Source organism: Gammaproteobacteria bacterium, from assembly GCA_029862005.1.
Taxonomy (GTDB): Bacteria; Pseudomonadota; Gammaproteobacteria.
In genome coordinates this window covers 1-16,615 of record JAOTYD010000021.1, presented here as the reverse complement: position 1 = coordinate 16,615, position 16,615 = coordinate 1, and the positions used below count along the sequence as shown (strand labels likewise).

Annotated in this window: 23 protein-coding genes; 9 read left to right on the top strand and 14 right to left on the bottom strand. The window is 51.5% G+C overall.

The annotated features are described in order from the left end of the window. Positions 1-34: 34 nt before the first annotated feature. Positions 35-1,294, bottom strand: a complete 1,260-nt coding sequence (gene dsrA, locus OES20_13130) for a dissimilatory-type sulfite reductase subunit alpha (GenBank protein MDH3635635.1) — start codon at positions 1,292-1,294, stop codon at positions 35-37. 388 nt (positions 1,295-1,682) lie between these two features. Between dsrA and OES20_13125 the strand changes: the two genes are divergently transcribed. From OES20_13125 to OES20_13110, 4 genes are read left to right on the top strand one after another with little or no spacing between them, the layout of a single operon-like run. Further along, positions 1,683-2,627: a TauD/TfdA family dioxygenase gene (locus OES20_13125; protein MDH3635634.1), complete on the top strand. Its 945-nt coding sequence runs from the start codon at positions 1,683-1,685 to the stop codon at positions 2,625-2,627. A gap of 15 nt (positions 2,628-2,642) precedes the next feature. Beyond that, positions 2,643-3,329 (top strand): type I-MYXAN CRISPR-associated protein Cas6/Cmx6, encoded by a 687-nt coding sequence (gene cas6 / locus OES20_13120; protein MDH3635633.1) that lies wholly within the window; start codon positions 2,643-2,645, stop codon positions 3,327-3,329. 35 nt (positions 3,330-3,364) lie between these two features. Further along, positions 3,365-3,706: a TusE/DsrC/DsvC family sulfur relay protein gene (locus tag OES20_13115; protein ID MDH3635632.1), complete on the top strand. Its 342-nt coding sequence runs from the start codon at positions 3,365-3,367 to the stop codon at positions 3,704-3,706. A gap of 42 nt (positions 3,707-3,748) precedes the next feature. After that, positions 3,749-3,952 (top strand): hypothetical protein, encoded by a 204-nt coding sequence (locus OES20_13110; protein ID MDH3635631.1) that lies wholly within the window; start codon positions 3,749-3,751, stop codon positions 3,950-3,952. Positions 3,953-3,958: 6 nt separating this feature from the next. On the opposite strand, the gene OES20_13105 is transcribed toward OES20_13110, so the two are convergent. Beyond that, positions 3,959-4,630 carry a Fe2+-dependent dioxygenase gene (locus OES20_13105; protein MDH3635630.1) on the bottom strand — a complete coding sequence of 224 codons (672 nt, stop codon included), beginning with the start codon at positions 4,628-4,630 and terminating at the stop codon, positions 3,959-3,961. 18 nt (positions 4,631-4,648) lie between these two features. Here OES20_13105 and OES20_13100 point away from each other — a divergent pair, with 18 nt between their 5' ends. Continuing rightward, positions 4,649-4,972, top strand: a complete 324-nt coding sequence (locus OES20_13100) for a hypothetical protein (GenBank protein ID MDH3635629.1) — start codon at positions 4,649-4,651, stop codon at positions 4,970-4,972. A gap of 69 nt (positions 4,973-5,041) precedes the next feature. Here OES20_13100 and OES20_13095 read toward each other — a convergent pair whose 3' ends face one another. Beyond that, complete coding sequence (locus tag OES20_13095; protein MDH3635628.1) at positions 5,042-5,200, bottom strand: hypothetical protein; 159 nt, start codon at positions 5,198-5,200, stop codon at positions 5,042-5,044. Between the two features lie 225 nt (positions 5,201-5,425). After that, a complete protein-coding gene (locus OES20_13090; protein ID MDH3635627.1) occupies positions 5,426-6,007 on the bottom strand; it encodes a 2OG-Fe(II) oxygenase in 582 nt (193 codons plus the stop codon). A 208-nt stretch (positions 6,008-6,215) separates the two neighbouring features. Here OES20_13090 and OES20_13085 point away from each other — a divergent pair, with 208 nt between their 5' ends. Next, the gene (locus OES20_13085) at positions 6,216-6,989 is read left to right on the top strand and encodes an alpha/beta hydrolase family protein (GenBank protein ID MDH3635626.1); all 774 of its coding nucleotides are present in this window, start codon (positions 6,216-6,218) and stop codon (positions 6,987-6,989) included. 82 nt (positions 6,990-7,071) lie between these two features. Then, positions 7,072-7,575 (top strand): hypothetical protein, encoded by a 504-nt coding sequence (locus OES20_13080; protein MDH3635625.1) that lies wholly within the window; start codon positions 7,072-7,074, stop codon positions 7,573-7,575. Here the strand turns inward: OES20_13080 and OES20_13075 are convergent. From OES20_13075 to soxX, 10 genes are all read right to left on the bottom strand, one after another. Beyond that, positions 7,572-7,769 carry a hypothetical protein gene (locus OES20_13075; protein MDH3635624.1) on the bottom strand — a complete coding sequence of 66 codons (198 nt, stop codon included), beginning with the start codon at positions 7,767-7,769 and terminating at the stop codon, positions 7,572-7,574. The genes OES20_13080 and OES20_13075 overlap by 4 nt on opposite strands. A gap of 134 nt (positions 7,770-7,903) precedes the next feature. Then, the gene (locus OES20_13070) at positions 7,904-9,049 is read right to left on the bottom strand and encodes a YeeE/YedE family protein (protein MDH3635623.1); all 1,146 of its coding nucleotides are present in this window, start codon (positions 9,047-9,049) and stop codon (positions 7,904-7,906) included. Positions 9,050-9,081: 32 nt separating this feature from the next. Beyond that, positions 9,082-10,044 carry a hypothetical protein gene (locus tag OES20_13065; protein ID MDH3635622.1) on the bottom strand — a complete coding sequence of 321 codons (963 nt, stop codon included), beginning with the start codon at positions 10,042-10,044 and terminating at the stop codon, positions 9,082-9,084. An 89-nt stretch (positions 10,045-10,133) separates the two neighbouring features. After that, positions 10,134-11,486 carry an outer membrane protein transport protein gene (locus tag OES20_13060; protein MDH3635621.1) on the bottom strand — a complete coding sequence of 451 codons (1,353 nt, stop codon included), beginning with the start codon at positions 11,484-11,486 and terminating at the stop codon, positions 10,134-10,136. Positions 11,487-11,532: 46 nt separating this feature from the next. Then, entirely contained in the window at positions 11,533-12,012 is a 480-nt protein-coding gene (locus OES20_13055) for a DsrE/DsrF/DrsH-like family protein (protein MDH3635620.1), read from the bottom strand. A 40-nt stretch (positions 12,013-12,052) separates the two neighbouring features. Continuing rightward, positions 12,053-12,283: a sulfurtransferase TusA family protein gene (locus OES20_13050; protein MDH3635619.1), complete on the bottom strand. Its 231-nt coding sequence runs from the start codon at positions 12,281-12,283 to the stop codon at positions 12,053-12,055. A gap of 236 nt (positions 12,284-12,519) precedes the next feature. Then, positions 12,520-13,353, bottom strand: coding sequence for a sulfur oxidation c-type cytochrome SoxA (soxA, locus tag OES20_13045; protein ID MDH3635618.1), 834 nt, complete (start codon positions 13,351-13,353; stop codon positions 12,520-12,522). A gap of 35 nt (positions 13,354-13,388) precedes the next feature. Continuing rightward, positions 13,389-13,700 carry a thiosulfate oxidation carrier complex protein SoxZ gene (gene soxZ, locus OES20_13040; protein ID MDH3635617.1) on the bottom strand — a complete coding sequence of 104 codons (312 nt, stop codon included), beginning with the start codon at positions 13,698-13,700 and terminating at the stop codon, positions 13,389-13,391. 31 nt (positions 13,701-13,731) lie between these two features. Next, a complete protein-coding gene (gene soxY, locus OES20_13035) occupies positions 13,732-14,202 on the bottom strand; it encodes a thiosulfate oxidation carrier protein SoxY (GenBank protein ID MDH3635616.1) in 471 nt (156 codons plus the stop codon). 35 nt (positions 14,203-14,237) lie between these two features. Further along, on the bottom strand, positions 14,238-14,594 hold the full coding sequence (gene soxX, locus OES20_13030) for a sulfur oxidation c-type cytochrome SoxX (protein ID MDH3635615.1): 357 nt from the start codon (positions 14,592-14,594) through the stop codon (positions 14,238-14,240). Positions 14,595-14,883: 289 nt separating this feature from the next. On the opposite strand from soxX, the gene OES20_13025 reads away from it, so the two are divergent. After that, positions 14,884-15,807, top strand: coding sequence for a DUF302 domain-containing protein (locus OES20_13025; protein MDH3635614.1), 924 nt, complete (start codon positions 14,884-14,886; stop codon positions 15,805-15,807). 70 nt (positions 15,808-15,877) lie between these two features. Then, on the top strand, positions 15,878-16,615 hold a 738-nt coding region (locus OES20_13020; protein MDH3635613.1), incomplete at its 3' end, for a hypothetical protein.

The following is a 16,615-nucleotide window of genomic DNA, read 5'->3' as shown; positions in this document are numbered from 1 at the left end:
AAAAAACATAGTGAAAACCTCTGTAAATTCTTGTTTACGACGCTTGTTTTTGTTCGGCCTTGCGGTCGAACCATTTCTTGGCTTCGATATCCCAGTCGTCCATGCGCACGTAGGAACTGGTGCGGGTTTCCGAGATCATGTTCGGATCGACTTCGACGCCGATGCCTTCGAGGAAATTAACCAGACCGATGCGCTCTACCATTTCGCCACAGCGTTCGTGCTCGAGACCGTTTTCGGCCCAGAAGTCGATGACCTCTTCGGCGAGTTCAGTCAAGGCTTCGAAGTCTTCTTCATCTTCGAGTTTCATGAAAGGCACGATCACGGTGCCCATCAGGTCGCCAATTTTGAGGGTGCGCTTGCCGCCCATTAAAATCGTGACACCTTTATCGTCTCCGGGAGACAGCGCTTTCGGCACCACGTTGAGACAGTGCATGCAGCGTACGCAGTTGCGGTTATCAACCTCGAGCGTATCGTCATCGTTAAGCGACAGGGCGTTGGTAGGGCAGCGTGTAATGATATTATCGATCGTGTGCTGTCGCCCCTTCTTGGCAACATAGTCCTTGAATGCTTCCTGGTCGACCTTCATATCATCGCGCCAGGTACCGATAATCGCAAAGTCGGAACGCTCGATCGAGTTCATGCAGTCATTGCCGCAACCGGAAACCTTGAACTTGAACTTATAGGGCAGCGCCGGACGATGCACGTCATCGGTGAAATTATTTAACAGGGTGCGGTGAATGCGCATTTCGTCAGCACAGGACTGCTCACAGCGAGCGGCGCCGACGCAGGACATGCCGGTGCGAACACAGGGACCCGCGCCACCCAGGTCAAAACCGTACTCGTTGATTTCGTTGAAGAAATGCTGGGTGTTTTCGGTCGAGGCGCCGATAAACATGATGTTGCCGGTTTGACCATGGAAGGTTACCAGGCCCGAGCCGTATTTTTCCCAGCTATCGCCAAGCTGGCGTAGCATGTCCGTGGTGTAGTAGTTACCGGCGGGGGGCTGAACCCGCAGCGTGTGAAATTCCTTCGATTCCTCGAAAGCATGGGCGACCTCGGAAAAACGCGGAATGATGCCGCTACCGTAGCCATAAACACTGACCGTGCCGCCTTTCCAGTAACCTTTGCGGGTTTCGTAAGAATGTTCCAGCTGCCCGAGCAGGGAGTTGGCAACACCACTGATACGCTTGTCATCGTGTTCATCTCGCAGGCGCTTGATTCCGGAAACGAAACTGGGCCAGGGGCCATTCTCGAGCTCGTCGAGCATTGGGGTGACATGTACTTTTTTTGCCATAATAGTGATGTTCCCGTTTATCAGTTTTAACGATTCCCGACATTGGTTCCCAGGAAATTCTGAAACAATGCCGAAATATGCCCTTAAGTTACCCGGTGGAATACTGGTGTATGCACTAGTTTGGTAGAATTAACCGCATCGAGCTATCCCCCGCTTGGGGTGCAGTAATTTCGAAACTTATCCCCAACGAGATAGGTAAATTTTCCATGCCTGATTCGCACTATTCCCATGCCATGGGAATGTCCAACAATATTAATATAAATCAGGGACTTACAAGTTCAGCCCAACTAGTAATTTAACCCCTACCGATGGGATGCTCCAATCGGGTCCCGCGTGTAATAGAATCAGGCCTGTTTCAGCCATTTATATGTAACCGCCTGGACCCGAATTGAACGCAACATTAGACCAAATAACTGCCGCACTCAACAACTGCGACGACAATTCGCCTTTTCTGCTCGAAAACGAAGGAGCGTATCAGGCCTGGCGCGAGCGCAAGTTACGCTATCGACAGGAAATGGATGCCACTATGGTCTATCCGCTGGATCATGCTTCAATTTTGCCGCAGTCGATGCTGGACCAAATTAGGCGACAGGTAACGGCCTTTAATTTCGTCATTTTTGAGTCGGCAGGTGAGCTGGGAAAATCAGGGTTCCTGACACTTAATCGGCAATTTGGACTGCAGGATCTGGATATCAACCTGGGTGCGGACGAGGATAAAGTCACGTCGCTTCAGGTGGTTAGTGAATCCGATCATCGTTCACAATATATCCCCTATTCCAACCGCGGAATGAATTGGCATACGGATGGTTACTACAATCCTGATGGTCGTCGAATCAACGCCTTCGCACTGTATTGTGTAAATCAATCCGCGCGCGGTGGCGGTAACTTCCTGTTTGATCACGAGATGATGTACCTCCTGATCAGGGATCGGGCGCCTGATCTGCTCAAGGCGCTGATGTGCGATGATGTGATGTGCGTACCGGCAAATGTTCAGGGTAACCGGATTATTCGTACGGAAGAAACCGGGCCGGTGTTTTCGCTGCAGCCCGGTACCTGTGTACTGAATATGCGCTATACCTCCCGTCCACACAATATCGTCTGGAAGACCGACCGGCTGAGCGTAAGCGCGCTAAACCTGGTGCGTGAAATTCTGATGGATAGTAACGCGATGACAGAAATCAGGCTCGAGGCGCAGCAGGGAATCGTTTGCAATAATATCCTGCACGGGCGCCAGTCTTTTCATGATGGGGCTGACCAGCCGCCACGACTGGTTTATCGGGCACGCTACTACGACGCGATAGATATCGACAAGGGCTCCGGCCTGAAAGCATAGGCATACAGGATTACTATGATGTTCTGGCGCGATGATAACGAATCCGAAAACGAGTTCCAGGTACCCGACGATGTGTATGACCTGGTATTCAAACTGCGAGGCACCAGTCTCGATATAGACCATGCCTTTGCGCTGTCGGAAGCGCTGCAGTTGCATTTAAAAAGTGATACTTACAACAAGATAGGGGTACACGGCGTGCGTATGGCAGGTTCCGGGAACGGCTGGAATCGACCCGATCAAATTGGTGCCGAGCTGCCATTGTCACGTCGCGCTCGCCTCGCAATACGGGTGCATCGAGACGACAGCGACGAGGTTGCCAGGATCACTGATAAAACGCTGCACATCGGTTCTCAGCAGCTGGCGGTTGGTGAAAGTGCAATTCGCAAGCTATCGACGATCAGCACGCTTTATGCGCGCGCAGTATGCTGTGACCGCGACCAATCGGAAGCTGACTTCCTGGCCCAGGTCGCTGAGCTGCTAAACGCGATGAATATCAGGGTATCCAAAATGATTTGCGGCAAGACGGGCGAAATACGCACGGCCGATGAAACAATTTTTACCAGGGCGCTGCTGGTTGCCGACCTTGAACCCGAAGAATCCGTAATGCTGCAGCAGAGGGGGCTGGGCGAGGACCAGATACTAGGCTGTGGCCTGTTTGTGCCACACAAGGGAATAGACCCGGTAAACAACGTTCAGGAATAATTTGCAAACCAGGAGAGTATTTTGAGGTTGAAAGTATGAGCATTAATGTAGATGGTAACGAGATTCCGACCACGGCGACGGGATTTCTGGAAAATGTCGAGGACTGGTCTGAATCTGTCGCCAGGGTTCTTGCCGAGCAGGAGAAACTGGAACTCGCTGAGCGGCACTGGGACCTGATCAATCATTTGCGTGACGAATATATCAATAACGCGGGTAACCAGCCCAACACCCGGAATCTGGTTAAAGCGATGGCCAGTGCCTGGGGCGATAAATCAATCAATGCCAAGACGCTTTATGATTTATTCCCGGGGGATCCAAGTAAACAGGGTGGTAGAATTGCCGGCCTGCCCGAAAGTCGCAGGAAAGGCGGCTACTAGGCAGCAGCCACACCGGATAATAGATTAAGCGAGGAAAACCTAATGAGTGAAAAACAGGAAGTCATTAAGCAGATGCTGGAATTGCAGCGCCAGTTTATCGAAATCGAACAGGCCGGCAAGTTTTCAGCCGAGGATTACTACGACCCCGAAGGTGATTCGGAGCTGGCGAAACAAAAGCGTACCTATGACGAGCTGGCGACAAAACTGGTCGACATGGCGCATGCAGAGAAAGGCTCGCATCGTTGATGACGTCTAGGATTCCGCCCACATGCGAAACAGGTTGGCATAGCAAAGATTAACCTGGTGATGGGTGTGACTGCTGGAGTTTTCAGAGAGTGATTCACGGGCCTGATCGAGTTGTATCAGTATTTCACGCTGATCGGCGCGTCGAATATGGCTTTGTACCCAGGTTATCGCCACCAGGCGTTCTCCCGCGGTTACCTGGCTTACCGAGTGGTAACTGGTAGATGGGTAGAGTATGGCATGTCCGGCCGCAAGCTTGATTTTCCTGTTGCCGTTGGGCGACTCAATACAGAGCTCGCCGCCTTCGTATTCGTCGGGCCCGTTCAGGAAAATGGTGATCGATATATCGGAACGATATCTTGAACCTGGTGGCCCCATGATCGGATCGTCGATGTGGCCGCCGTAGGCCATGCCGGGTTCATAGCGTGCATAGATTGGGGCAGCTATTCGTGCCGGCATGGCGGTCTGCAGATAGATCGGGTTTTGCACCAGCTCGGTCATGATGACGTTATTCAGTGCATTAAAACGGTCCTCGTCCGGCGCAAGCTCCTGGTTGTTTTTTATGGCCTGCGCGTCTTTACCGGCGCTTAGCTTGCCATCGACGAAATCACCCTGACGCAGCACGGAACAAACCGCATTTAGTTGGGCAGAATTTAACAGGTCTGGAATTATTACTAACATCGTTATTGAGAAAGCCGTATGAATATCACTGTTGAGATCGATGATAAGAGTTATGACCTCGATGTGCCAGAAACGCTTGCCCTCGAGGCAGTCGAGTTATTCGACAAAATGGATCGCGACATGAACTGCGGTTGGCAAATGAGCCGCTGGTGGGTGCCCGATCCGGATCTGGAGCAACGTTGCCAAATAGTGGCCGACAAGCTGTTAACGGCAATGCAAAAGAAGGATCAGGAATTCGCATTGATGATGTGTGCCTATATTCTTAGTCGTAGGCCCGGTACCCGGAGAATTCGTATCAATACCGATGGTGAAATACAGGGCAACGAAATTCTTGATCACTAGGCGAGTTGACCTGGCCCGTGTTTCTTTAACCGCCGACCCGGGCTTCGATGGATTACTCCGGCATCCCGATTACAAGGCCTTTAACAGGCCATAGATCAGTAGTGCGATGGCCGGAAAGATGGCAACCGTGGCCATCGCATAGAAAATGTAGACGTGCTTGTTGGCGATTGGACCCTCGCAACTTAAACCACGTTCACCGGTCACGGCCCTGATCGTCATCGCCGCCATCGAGGTTCAGGTGAATATTATGAATAACCAGGCCGTGGTCGATAGTTGCCACCCGGGTAATACGGGGTACTCGATGATTGCCGCGAGCGCAAGCAACATTACGCCTCTACCGGTTCCGCCAGCATGGAGCAGGTGCTATCTTCAGACTTGTTAACCTGGTCAATGTTCAAGCCCAGTGCCTTTGAGTATTTCGTCATCAATGAACCTGAAAAAATCCTTATCGACTCAGGCGAATACGACCCAGGTGGTCGCTATATACTTGCTGCCCGAATCGAGCCTGTTACCGCGGTGCAGATGGGTCCAGAATGGCGGGAATAACACCAGCTTGCCGGCCTCCGGGCTGATTTTGACATCCTGGTATCGAAACTCGGTCTCCCCGCCCTGTTGATCGAGGGTATTCAGATACCAGATCGCAACCAGTTGTCGCATTGTAAATTCATGGCTGCCGCCGTCGATGTGCCAATGGTAGAACTCGCCTGGGTAGGTGCGCTGAATCGCGTAGCCCATGTCCTTGAATGGCCCCTCGAAAAAGGCATAGGACTTTTTGAATTCCGCGAGCGCATGATTGAGTGATCTGAACAGTTCACGATCGAGGTCCTGCCAGTGAGGTTTACCGCTTAACACCAGGTCGGTGGAGCGCTTGATTGAGTCATCATGATCAACGTTCTGGCCTATGCGCCCCGGATATTGTTCGGCGCTGTACTTTTCGAATCGACTGATCATTTCGGTACACACGTCTGATGGCAGAGCCTCGGCCTTTTCGAATATAAAGCTGCCCGGTTTTACTTCGAAAATTGTCTTTACCATGATCATGCTCGCTGAATGAACACAGCCAATTTTAACCGAAACCGGGGCTTAGTGATCTTCCCCGTTAGCCCAGTCAATGGGTGGCCGGGATACCCATATTGGATAGGGTTTAAACCATCGATTAACGGTATCATGCACGCGGTAATGCGTGATAATTGCATATTAATCAGTATCTTAGTATGGAGGTAAGATGATCCAGGCGAGAGTTATGAAATCCATGTACCTGTTGTTGCTGCTATTGCTGGCAACCTGGTTTACACCTGTGGGTGCAACCAATTCCGATATTGCCAAGGAAAGCCGCTGGGCAGAACAGGTGATCGACGGTTTGCTGGACGGGGATGAAATTTGGTTGCTCGACGACAGCGGGCATGAGTTCCTGGGCATTGTAACCGAGGGTGATAAGAACTTGGATCGCGCGGTAATCCTGGTGCATGGTATCGGCGTGCATCCTAACTGGCCCGATGTGATTTATCCCCTGCGGGCGGGTTTGCTCGAACAGGAGATTACGACGCTATCGGTGCAAATGCCGATTCTGGCCAACGATGCGGATGAAGGAGAATATGGACTGCTGTTTCCCGAGGTGCCCGGACGTTTCGAAGCGGCTCTCGATTACCTGGATGACAACGGCTATAAAAAAGTCACTATCGTCGCCCACAGCATGGGTGCGTCGATGGCAAATTATTACCTGTCGCGAAACGATCCCGATGAGGTCGTCTCACTGGTTATTATCGGTATGGATGCCGAAAACGCTTTCTTCGATATCCTCGAGGCACTTGCAAAGGTCCGGGTTCCAGTATTGGATTTGTACGGCAGCGAAGATCTTGAACCGGTGCTTAATTCTGTTGACCAGCGAGCCATGGCAGGAAAAAAACAATCGGGTCGTCAGTATTTGCAGGTGCGTGTGGATGGTGCCAATCATTTTTTTCAGGGGCATGAAGACGCACTATTACGCCATGTGATCGAGTGGCTGGCAGCCCATTGAGGTTAGTACCGGAAACCCAATTAACATGGTACGAGTCAAGAAAAGCTGGAACCAGGGCGAGAGGCCGAGGTCGGCTGCACAAATGGCGAACGCGATTGGCGCGACGATTTTTAAGCTCGCTGCTAACGTCGTGCTGAACCTGGAAAACGAGAATTTCGAAACCACGACGCAATATCAGCGCATCGATATCATGGAGGAAATGGTCTGTTACCTGGTGCATTTCTGTGATCGCTGGATCTATCCAAAGGCTAGCCAGGATCAGCGCATCGAGTTTATAAATTGCCTGGTCAAGGATTTAGCACGCATGCTTGAAGATAGTCGCATCGACGTGCAGGGCGAGGGCGAATACCAGGCTGATTTTATCGACAAGATGAATCGGCGCTCGTCAGACTACGCGGGTTATGGATTCGACGAGTTGGAGGGCGGCAGTTTCGCGATGCGCTGTTGCCTTGGGGACCGCGTCAAAGCGACCATGGGTGAGCGCGATAAGCGCTGGATCCCTGACTATATAATTGGCAGGGAGGCCCCTGAAATTGAATCGGCGCTGAAACGATCGCTGTCCGGGCTCGTTGTTTTTGAGACTTAGGATTCGACCCAGTTGGCAAAATTGTCGGTAGTTTTGGCACTGCCGTCTTCGTAGCCCGCTTCGTAAGCGTCTGTGAGACGCTGCTCTTCACGTTGCGGATGCCCCAGAAAACCACCCTGCCAGCCAAGAATATATTCCTCCTGGACCTTCATTTCTTCCATCTTGGTGACCGCGTCACGATATGCCTGATTCATCGTAATCTCCTGGTTTAAAGTATCAATTTCAATTCATTGATTTGAAGTCTTTGTCAGCCTCAAAGCTCGAAATAATCCTAGGATCAATCTGGTTGGTAGCCTAACAAGAATACGAATCGTCCGGTATATCCCTTCTAGTCATCTTCGCGCATCATAAGGTAATACTGGTATTTCATCGTAGCGGCACTGCCGGCGATGATTGAAATGATGGTCAGTATCGATCCCAGCGCCAGGACCGAGACACCGGTGATGCCCTGACCGATGGTGCAACCCATTCCCAACACCCCACCGATACCCATCAGCAGACCGCCAATTGCATGCATTACGAAATCGTTCCGGGACACGAACCATTCGATACGGACTTTGCGAAATATTAAGGTGTAGAGAAACGAACCAACCACGACTCCGACTACCGTGGCGATGCCAAAGGTTAAAAATATCGCGGAAAAACCTTCTTTCAGGTACTGGGCAATATGTCCGGTCGGTCCGATGAAGGTCAGTGACTGGGCACCCGTGAAAAAGGGGCGTTCATCCATGAATTCCAGTTCCTCCATCAGCGCGATTCCACTCGGCCCGCTGGTGACGTACCAGCCGATAACGATCAGCATGCCGATTACAAAGCCAGCGCTGAACAATTCCAGGTCTGCACGGAAATCACGTGCGCGCAGGATCCAGATCAACAGGGGAATCGCGACCAGCAAAGCAATCGCGAATCCCAGAGTGGGACTGAAGTCAATCCCTGTGACACCTGAGAGCACGGCTGCAATATCCTGGCTCGGAATGCCCTGGTTCGAAAAATCGATGCTTACCGGCAGCATCCACTGCAGGAATACGAGGTATCCGAAATTGGTAAACAACATCCACCAGGCGGCAATCCCCATGATCGTGAGAACTACTACCGACTTCATATTACCTTCGCCCAGGCGTACCAGGGTTTTGTTGCCGCAACCGCTCGCCAGAGTCATGCCGACGCCGAACATCAGGCCACCGACCAGGTGACGCAGCCAGATGAAGTTGGCACTGCGATAGGGTGGGTTGGAGGTCTCGTTACTGGTCGTCAGCGACAGGTCGATGCTACCGGTGTATTCGAGAATACCGACGCCGATGGTCGCAATTGCGATTGCCAGCAGCCACGAGCGCATGCGATTGTGGTCGCCAATATTAATCCAGTCAGAAACCGCTCCCATGGTGCAAAAGTTCGCCTTGTTGGCGATGGCGCCAAATACCACTGACAATCCAAATGCCCACAACAGGCTTTGAGAATAAAGGTCTATTTCCATCTAATCTGATTTTTCTGCTTCGATATAAACTGTCATTTCTCTGATTTATATTCTGTAACACCGCCCGCTATTTTAGTCAAAGAGTCCTGAATTGCGCCAGGCGCGCACATAATACTGAAAAAGGTAGCACCAGTATCGCTTGCCATCATTGGTAAGTGGGGCCAGCTAATTGCGATTCTGAACCTGCCATAGAGTGCTTCTGCATGGTCTCCATAAACCAGAATCTCGTAGGGAAGGTGAGCGCTGTGACGGGGTGTATCCTTATCGATACGAGTCATGATGTAAGCGTCACTGCTGCAATCGTCTTTATCTGTGCCGTTAAGCGCGACACCGAACAGGGTCATCTGTTTGCCATTAGTGTCGGAACCCAGTTTCAGCTCGAACACCTGGGTCGAGGCGCCTGCCTGTTTTGCCAGATTTTCTCGAACAGTAGTCACCGCCTGTTCGTGTGAATCGAAGTAATTCAACACGCTTGGATCATCAAAATACTCCATCATGAAGGTGTAGTGATACTTGCGTAAATCACTCGCCGTCAGTGTCAGTTCGCCGCTGCCAAAGGTTTGTTCATGTCCCAGCACCGATTTCAATTGTGTTGCAATCGATTCGACATCGGCCTGCATGCGATAGGCGTTTGCCCAGTAAAGCGGGTTGGTATAGGCGAATTCTATTTTGCCATTGTTACGGGTGAGCGAAGCCCGCATTACAGCGCCATAACCGCCACGTGCGCTCCTGGTTGCAAGACTACGCAGTTCCTCGCTGGAAAAAGCCAGGATGATCGCATCATCATATGGGGAATATTGCCCAATAACTTCGAATCCCGCGCTTTGTAGGTTTGCACTGACTTCTGTACTGATCTCGGATATTTGTCTGTCTTCAAAGACCGCGGCTAGCACAAACGGCTTGAGGTCAGCTTCAGCACCTGCTAGAGAACTGAAAAAGAATAGTATCAGGCAAAAATGCCGGATTATCGATCGCGAAAAATTGATTAACTTCATTGAGATACCGAGTAATGCGGTTTAGTGACGATCAACTGCCACTTGGCAGTTGATCGTCTTGTCGCAGGCATTATTTAACTGCGATCTGACTAGAGCCTGCGGTTGTAACTCAGTACTAGTTCGTACTGGTCCATCTCAAGCTCAACTTCCTGTGATGGATCGAAGTTACTGGTGCCTTCAACCGATACGTTGGGCGCATACATTGCGGCAAAATTTAGCGAGCTGTTGGCGTCCAGTTGCCGGGTAAAGCCGAAAGTTAATGTCTCCTCGATAACGCCAGGTGCAAGGATATTAAACACAACTTCTTCATCGGGAATCGGCTGCTCGCTGACGCTTACACCCACTCGCCAGGTCATTTTTCCTTCCTGCCACTGGTAACCGAGCTTGACGATTTGGATGTCTTCCCAACCGAATCCGGCGCCGTCATCGCCACCGAGACAGCCATCACCTGCACCGCTACCGCCCGGTCCTGTACCGGGAGCACAGGTGTCGAAGTTGAAGATGGAATTGGATACCGAGGGTACATCCTCGTAGTTGATTTGTTGCAGGTCGACCACCAAAACACCGTGGTTACCGATGTCAATGGCCACGCCAAGCGTTAAATTCGACGGAATATCGAAGTCGCCGTCTTTCGCGAACAGGCCGGCGTAGTCATCAAATTCGCTCATATCGATTTCCGGCTGGTACGCGGCGCCAAAGCGCACGCCCGGAGAGATTTCAGTCTGGAATCCCAGCCGTATTCCGATACCGGTTGAGGTATCGTGGTCGTTATTGGTCAAATTGCTCGGGTCCTGGGAAAAAGGGCTAAAATTTGCCAGACCCTTGGCCTCGAAACGCTGGTAGGCAATGATTCCGCTAATTCCCCAGGAAGTCTTGTCCGATAGTTTTGCCGCGTAGGTGGTCGCGATGAACAATTGTGCCAAGTCTACGCCCGCGGTGCCAGCGCCAAAGGTTCCATCGAGGGTATTAAAGGTCGCCACGCCATCGAATACCAGTGCGGTTCCACCTTTGTACTCGGTGTTCATGCCGCCATTGCCGAAGACTGATATTCCGACCGTGCTATCGTCATCGATTACCCAGTTGTAACCGAGCTGGGGAATTAAAAAGCCTTCGTTTTCGCTATCGATCGATTGATCGCCGTCGCCAATACTGAAGGTACAACCCTGTGGGCTACAACCGGGGGTAGGGCCGCCGGTAACAGAATAGCTTCGCATCGGCGCGAACCAGGCGCCGCCGATGTCGTAGCGCGCACCCTGCCAGACCATGCCGGCCGGATTGTTGCCCGCAGCAAGTGTATCCTGGGAAAATGCAACGCCCGCACCAGCGAGTCCCTTTTCAGCGGTGCTGACACCGTGGGTAAAATACCCATTAGTTGCCCAGACCGATGCTGGAAATGTGACTGCCAGTAAAGCAAAGCAAAAAAGTTTAAGTCGAACTCTCATCGTTACTGCCTCCTCATGTTCGCTAGATTTATAAAAATAGTAATTGCTAGATGAACAGGTTGACGTCCGATTCCCCGGCAAATTCGAAAAAAGTAGTGGCACCGGCGTAGTCGATGCCGTCGATAAACTCACTCGGCTGCATGTCGAACAAATCGACCGTCATTTGACAGGCGATCAGTTTAACGTCAGCTTCGAGGCATAACTCGCGCAGCTCGGCCACGCTGGCGACGCCTTTCGATTTCATCTTGGATTTCATCATGCTGCTCATCATGGCTTCCATGCCGGGGATCGCGGTACCGATCGTCGGGAACCATTTGTCCATACCCATCGGCATCGGCATTCCGGGATTGCCGAGCGGCGAGACCTTGAGGTTCATATCCTTCTTGAGCAACTGCAATCCGTAAAAAGTGAAGAATATCTGCACTTCGTAACCGATGGCGGCGGCAGTGGATGCCAGAATGAAGGGGGGGTAGGCCCAATCCAGGGTGCCCTTGGTGGCGATCAGCGCCAGTTTTTTCTCAGACATACTTCAGCTCCGGAATAGTGTAGGCAACTGAGCACCGACCTCAGGCCTTCTTGATGTAATAATGATACTTGCCTTCGGCTTCCGAGCTTTCGAGCAGTTCGTGTCCGGTTTGCTTGCAGAAGGCGTCAAAATCCTTGACTGAACCCGAGTCAGTGGCGATGACATAAAGTACGTCGCCGCTATTCATCGACGATAAAACCTTTTTCGATCTCAGAATGGGGAGCGGGCAGTTGAGGCCTGTGGCGTCAAATTTTTCGGTATATTCGGACATAATGAATGGATTCCTCTGCTGGTTAATCTTCAAGTCGATTGGTTTTTTAAACCTTTCTTGCTAACACTCATTGATTTGTATCAACCAGGCGATAGAACAGCCTTAAAAAGTAAGTGTCAACCATAGTTTAATTGGAAGAGCGATAAAACTGCCCTGTTTGATAGTGGGCTACCCCTTTGGGGATAAAAAAATGCCGGGTCGATGACCCGGCATTCCAGACTGAGACTGGATTGGTTTTACTTCCTGGCGCCGGGTCCGTTGACCGCGAGGCCGTTACTCATGTAGGTGTGGAAGTATTCGAGCGCGCGGTACTCTGCGCTTTGCGCCGGGTAGTCCTTGGCACGCACCTGCTTGTTACAGCCACCGTAACGACGGTGCGTGGTACCCATGCCGCCCCATTTGGAACGATATACTGGAAAATGGCTCAGTTGCCCCAGGGCAGGGCTCAGCAGGTCGGCGCGCACCTTGTTACCGGCATAAAACTTGTGGCAATCGGCGCAGGCCATGTTGAGCTGGCCGCGTTTCTGGTAGAAGTGTTTCTTGCCGCGTTCATAGGCTGCGATTGCGCGCGGATCATCCGGGATCTTGATGTCGATGATGTTACCGCGCGAGGTATAGGCCATGTAGGCGGAAATATCGGCGATCGGACCTTTTTTCCACTTCAACTTTTTCTCGCCATTGGCTTCACGACATTCGTTGATCGCCAGTTCCAGTGTAATCACTTCGCCACGGTCGGTATCGAAGTAAGGATAGTTCTGACGAATGCCAATACCGCCATTTTCAAAACAACTGGCATAGGTTTTACCGTTGGCAAACGGCTTGTTGAATAGTTCCTCGCCCCTGCTGAGGCTTAGTTCGTAGGGTGGAAATTCCTCGATTTCTTCCCATTGTTCGCGTGATGCCGGATCAATCGAGTATACGCCGTTGATGTAATCATCGAACGGGGTGCCGGGAAAGCGTTTCTTGTAATAATCCCGAAATTCCGCCAGGTCCTGCTGTGGCGTTGCCATCGTGTTAAAAGGCAGCGCTATCAGGATGGCAATCCCCAGGGTGGTCAGTATCTTTTTCATGACAGTTCCTCCTCGTGTTTTTCTTAAGCCGCGGCTTACTTGATTGCAGCTTCGGCGCTGTCACCCTTACCCATGTTATCGACCCAGGTGATCTTTATCTTGTCACCCGATGCCGCACCCTTGAATTTAAAGGACAGGTATGGATTTTTCGAAATGGCACCGCCCCAGTTTGCCGTCATTACTGTCTGGCCATTATGCTCTGCAGTAACCTCGGTAATGTGATGCGCTGGAATTTTTTCGCCAGTTTTTGAGTCTTTGCGCAATCCGGTTTCCATCGGATGACTCATCAGTGTCTTGACAGTTGTCAGACCATCCTTTGCTTTTGCGCGAATCTTAATAGAAGCCATGTTTAATTCTCCAATTCTTTAAAGTCTGATATTAACCGCCGCAGCCACCGATGGTGACCTTGACTTCCTTCGTAGTTGAATAGAGTTTGCCATCTGCCTTGACCACGGCGAGAACGTCGGAGGTCTTGGCCATCTTTATCCGCGTGGAAACAAAGGGCTCAGAGGCGGAAGACAGCGTATAGGTTGAAGTCAGTGGTGAGACGTTAGCTGATGCAACAATGGCAATAGTATCAATATTACCCATCGTCGATGACACGGTAATGGGTACCACTGCGCCGTTCTCGGCTATGTCCGGTGCCTTCAGCTTGATGTCGCCGGAGGCGGTATGCTGGTCAGTGCCCATAGAGGCCGTTAGTGCGCCACCCACGTCCTTGGCTTCAAAGGCCGCCTTACTGTAAGCACCCAGGGCTCTTTGGGGAACTAAAATTCCTGTGCCGACGGCCGATACCGTGGCGCCGACAAATGCGGCCGTTTTAATAAACTTGCGACGTAAAAGATTCATCTTAAATTTTCCTCGTGCGATATTTTCATGCAGGACTAAAGGGTGTAGACAAACTCGGTAATGAGATCTACTTCCTTTTCTGTCAGGATTCTGTGCTTCCCGAAAGGAGGCATGATGGTGTTAGGATTGGCTATTGTAGGGTCCCAGATTTGCTCGCGCAGCTTGGCCTTGTCGGGGAAGCGCGCCTTCATGGCGATCAACGGTGGGCCGATATTCCCGGGTAGTGCGCCATCTGCCATCATGTGGCAACCCAGGCAGTTGCCTTTCTTGCGGTCAAAGGCTACTTTTTTGCCGTCTGCGACAGCGTCGGCGCTTGCGACCGAAATACTGCCCAGAATCGATAAGCAGCAAAACAGTGTAATCGATGCTATTCCACTGGTAACTTGCTTCATTGTCATGTTGTTCCTCCTCGATAATTGCTCATGCGCTTCCTGCGCTGGGCAGGTTGCAATTTAATATTATGCAGAAATTTCTGATGCAAATCGATAGTTGAAAATTAACTTAACTGGTTGATGCAATACTATACCCCAATTTGGGTAAGTTCAGAGTTATGAGGGTTAGATTAAGCGTTTATCGACCTGAATTGTATGCCCTAGTGGGTATTTGCTCTGAAGCCGATGGTTGTTAAGGTAAGGCATTATCAACTGATGACTGACCATAATAAACCCGGGGGGATACGTCATGTTGGCTCGTTTTATTGCAATCACTGCAATCGCTTTGTCGATGGTTCCGCACCCTGTGGCGAGCCAGGAAAAGTGTACCGCGGGGGAGCCGGGTTGCGATGCGCCGGTTGTTAGCCCGCTGCAAAATCCCTTCTACCTGTTCCCATGGCTGGCGAATACCACGCCCTCCATATCGTCTAACATCAATTCCCAGGGAATGTCCTCCGAATGGATGAACATGCAGTGGATGATGATGATGGCGAATCATTTCATGAATGCCCCCATTGATGAGGCCACCCGGTTTAATATCCTCGATGCCATGCTGCGCGCCGCCAATACGCAGATGCTCGAGGGTATGTTTGGTGGCCCCAACCAGGCCCGTATGTGGATTCCCTCACAGAGCAAGCGCGATGTCCCTGCAAACACGGTATCAGACTCGATCTCGGATGAAGCCAAGCGCAACCTTTACCAGAGCATGATGATGCTGAGCCCACTATCCTTGCGCGACATGATTTCGATCATGGCGGACAAGATGCCGGTCGCCGAAGATGTTTCGTTTGACGACGCGGTGGAGTCGATGCGCTTGCGCGCCAATGAAATCAACTTCAAGTTCGTCGGGCACAGCCCGCTGTGGAAGGATATCACCGCCATTACCGGCGAAGAGACCCCGCGCGTTGAAATTTTCAATTTTTGCGACGCCATAGTGGCCCGCAAGGTTCTCGACTATGCGCCTGAATTTATCGTCTTTATTCCCTGTCGCATTGCACTGCTCGAGGATGCGGCCGGCAAGCTCTGGGTGATGACCCTGGACTGGGACGTAAACTGGCTCAACCTGGCACAGAATCCGAATAGCGTTCTCGACCAGGAGCTGCGTGCCGAGGCCGTCAGGATTCGCGATGGTATGCGCTACATCATGGAAGGTGCTGCCACCGGTGATTTTTAACGATTTCAATTTAAATTCGAGACTAAACCTGCCGTTTTTGGCATTTAACCAGTACCTGGGAGTACATTTAATGAATACCAGCATTTTGAAATTACTGTTAGCCGTATTTTTCGGCCTGACGGCTTCGCTATCGATGGCGGCGGATACCCCGGAGGAAACCACCACCGCGACAGCAAATCCGGAGATGTCAGAGGCTTTGCAAAAGTCGATGGATCCAAACGTCTGGATCAAGCTTATGAACAGCATGATGAGCGGCGAGTTGCAGGGGCAACCGGCGATTTCGTCTTGCGTCGAGTGTCATACTGACGAGGATATAGCCCGCTACCAAAAGGATTACGGGGGCGTGCTGCAGGCGATGAATCCGATGATGCATATGGGCAATCCCCAGACCTACGGTGGAGCAGCTACCGGGATGATGAACCCGATGACGGGAATGGCGGCACCGATGACCGGGATGATGAACCCGATGACGGGAATGATGGCACCGATGACCGGGATGATGAATCCGATGACCGGGATGATGATGGCGCCGATGGGAATGATGATGAATCCAATGACGGGCATGATGATGGCGCCGATGACGGGGATGATGAATCCCATGACAGGCATGGGCATGATGCCCGGTATGGGAATGCCAGGGATGCCAGGGATGCCGGGAATGCCGGGAATGCCAGGAATGGGAATGCCAGGGATGTCGGGAATGCCGGGAATGCCGGGAATGCCAGGAATGGGAATGCCAGGGATGCCAGGGATGTCGGGAATGCCGGGAATGCCAGGAATGGGAATGCCAGGGATGCCAGGGATGTCG